Raw genomic sequence first — 3,477 nt, forward strand, 5'->3', positions numbered from 1 at the left:
CAGTTGACAGTCGAAGTTTTGTTCAGTTTTGATGGTTCAATCATCAAACAAACAATGGTAAGCATTGCTTATCATTCATTTTTATGGAATATGGGCCTATAGCTCAGCTGGTTAGAGCGCACGCCTGATAAGCGTGAGGTCGGTGGTTCGAGTCCACTTAGGCCCACCATATTCTCTTATTACGGGGCCTTAGCTCAGCTGGGAGAGCGCCTGCTTTGCACGCAGGAGGTCAGCGGTTCGATCCCGCTAGGCTCCACCAAAGATTTTTGCGCAAGCAAAATATCTATCCATACAATCTCTTTCGAGATCATGGTTTGTTCTTTGAAAACTAGATAAAGATAATTGATAGTCAAGAAATTACCGAGTATCGCCATTTTAGGTTTTAAACCTGATGTAACAACCAATTCGGTTAAGTTATGAAGGGCGCACGGTGGATGCCTTGGCACTAGGAGCCGACGAAGGACGGGACTAACACCGATATGCTTTGGGGAGCTGTAAGTGAGCTTTGATCCAGAGATTTCCGAATGGGGGAACCCATTGTTCGTAATGGAACAATATCCTTACTTGAATACATAGAGTATGGAAGGCAGACCCAGGGAACTGAAACATCTAAGTACCTGGAGGAAGAGAAAGCAATTGCGATTCCCTGAGTAGCGGCGAGCGAAACGGGATATAGCCCAAACCAAGAGGCTTGCCTCTTGGGGTTGTAGGACACTCTATACGGAGTTACAAAGGAATGAAGTAGACGAAGAAGTCTGGAAAGGCTCGTCAAAGAAGGTAACAACCCTGTAGTTGAAACTTCATTCCCTCTTGAGTGGATCCTGAGTACGGCGGGACACGTGAAATCCCGTCGGAAGCTGGGAGGACCATCTCCCAAGGCTAAATACTCCCTAGTGACCGATAGTGAACCAGTACCGTGAGGGAAAGGTGAAAAGCACCCCGGAAGGGGAGTGAAATAGAACCTGAAACCGTGTGCCTACAAGTAGTCAGAGCCCGTTAACGGGTGATGGCGTGCCTTTTGTAGAATGAACCGGCGAGTTACGATCCCATGCAAGGTTAAGTTGATAAGACGGAGCCGCAGCGAAAGCGAGTCTGAATAGGGCGAATTGAGTATGTGGTCGTAGACCCGAAACCAGGTGATCTACCCATGTCCAGGATGAAGTTCAGGTAACACTGAATGGAGGTCCGAACCCACGCACGTTGAAAAGTGCGGGGATGAGGTGTGGGTAGCGGAGAAATTCCAATCGAACTTGGAGATAGCTGGTTCTCTCCGAAATAGCTTTAGGGCTAGCCTCATGTGTAAGAGTCTTGGAGGTAGAGCACTGTTTGGACTAGGGGCCCTCATCGGGTTACCGAATTCAGACAAACTCCGAATGCCAAAGACTTATCCATGGGAGTCAGACTGCGAGTGATAAGATCCGTAGTCGAAAGGGAAACAGCCCAGACCACCAGCTAAGGTCCCAAAGTATACGTTAAGTGGAAAAGGATGTGGAGTTGCTTAGACAACCAGGATGTTGGCTTAGAAGCAGCCACCATTTAAAGAGTGCGTAATAGCTCACTGGTCGAGTGACTCTGCGCCGAAAATGTACCGGGGCTAAACGTATCACCGAAGCTGTGGATTGACACCTCTAGGTGTCAGTGGTAGGAGAGCGTTCTAAGGACTGCGAAGCTAGACCGTAAGGACTGGTGGAGTGCTTAGAAGTGAGAATGCCGGTATGAGTAGCGAAAGATGGGTGAGAATCCCATCCACCGAATGCCTAAGGTTTCCTGAGGAAGGCTCGTCCGCTCAGGGTTAGTCGGGACCTAAGTCGAGGCCGATAGGCGTAGACGATGGACAACAGGTTGATATTCCTGTACCACCTCTTTTCCGTTTGAGCAATGGGGGGACGCAGGAGGATAGGGTAAGCGCACTGCTGGATATGTGCGTCTAAGCAGTTAGGCTGATGATGAGGCAAATCCCATCATCGTGAAGGCTGAGCTGTGATAGCGAGCGAATTATAGTAGCGAAGTTCCTGATTCCACACTGCCAAGAAAAGCCTCTAGCGAGGAAAAAGGTGCCCGTACCGCAAACCGACACAGGTAGGCGAGGAGAGAATCCTAAGGTGAGCGAGAGAACTCTCGTTAAGGAACTCGGCAAAATGACCCCGTAACTTCGGGAGAAGGGGTGCTCTGGTAGGGTGCAAGCCCGAGAGAGCCGCAGTGAATAGGCCCAGGCGACTGTTTAGCAAAAACACAGGTCTCTGCGAAGCCGTAAGGCGAAGTATAGGGGCTGACGCCTGCCCGGTGCTGGAAGGTTAAGAGGAGTGCTTAGCGCAAGCGAAGGTGCGAATCGAAGCCCCAGTAAACGGCGGCCGTAACTATAACGGTCCTAAGGTAGCGAAATTCCTTGTCGGGTAAGTTCCGACCCGCACGAAAGGCGTAACGATCTGGGCACTGTCTCAACGAGAGACTCGGTGAAATTATAGTACCTGTGAAGATGCAGGTTACCCGCGACAGGACGGAAAGACCCCGTGGAGCTTTACTGTAGCCTGATATTGAATTTTGGTACAGCTTGTACAGGATAGGTAGGAGCCTTGGAAACCGGAGCGCCAGCTTCGGTGGAGGCATCGGTGGGATACTACCCTGGCTGTATTGAAATTCTAACCCGCGCCCCTTATCGGGGTGGGAGACAGTGTCAGGTGGGCAGTTTGACTGGGGCGGTCGCCTCCTAAAGAGTAACGGAGGCGCCCAAAGGTTCCCTCAGAATGGTTGGAAATCATTCGCAGAGTGTAAAGGCACAAGGGAGCTTGACTGCGAGACCTACAAGTCGAGCAGGGACGAAAGTCGGGCTTAGTGATCCGGTGGTTCCGCATGGAAGGGCCATCGCTCAACGGATAAAAGCTACCCCGGGGATAACAGGCTTATCTCCCCCAAGAGTCCACATCGACGGGGAGGTTTGGCACCTCGATGTCGGCTCATCGCATCCTGGGGCTGTAGTCGGTCCCAAGGGTTGGGCTGTTCGCCCATTAAAGCGGTACGCGAGCTGGGTTCAGAACGTCGTGAGACAGTTCGGTCCCTATCCGTCGTGGGCGCAGGAAATTTGAGAGGAGCTGTCCTTAGTACGAGAGGACCGGGATGGACGCACCGCTGGTGTACCAGTTGTCTTGCCAAAGGCATCGCTGGGTAGCTATGTGCGGAAGGGATAAGTGCTGAAAGCATCTAAGCATGAAGCCCCCCTCGAGATGAGATTTCCCATCACGTATGTGAGTAAGATCCCTAGAAGATGACTAGGTAGATAGGTCAGAGATGGAAGCATGGCGACATGTGGAGTTGACTGATACTAATCGATCGAGGACTTAACCATAAAGAGTCATTATTGTAATGAACAACAATTGGTCGGTATTCGGCTTTCTTGACATCAATTCTTTATCTAGTTTTGAAGGAACAATCCTTCAATTGAATATTCGTCTGGTGATAATGGCGAAGAGGTCACACCCG

General features: G+C 50.6%; 2 tRNA genes and 1 rRNA gene. All 3 read left to right on the forward strand.

The features are described from left to right. Positions 1–92 precede the first annotated feature (92 nt). Positions 93–169, forward strand: a tRNA-Ile gene (locus KYJ26_RS02690). Positions 170–183: 14 nt separating this feature from the next. Then, a tRNA-Ala gene (locus KYJ26_RS02695) sits at positions 184–259 on the forward strand. Between the two features lie 148 nt (positions 260–407). Beyond that, positions 408–3,343: ribosomal RNA gene (locus KYJ26_RS02700) — 23S ribosomal RNA — on the forward strand. Positions 3,344–3,477: the final 134 nt, after the last annotated feature.

The organism is Rossellomorea orangium (genome assembly GCF_019334305.1).
Taxonomy (GTDB): domain Bacteria; phylum Bacillota; class Bacilli; order Bacillales; family Bacillaceae_B; genus Rossellomorea.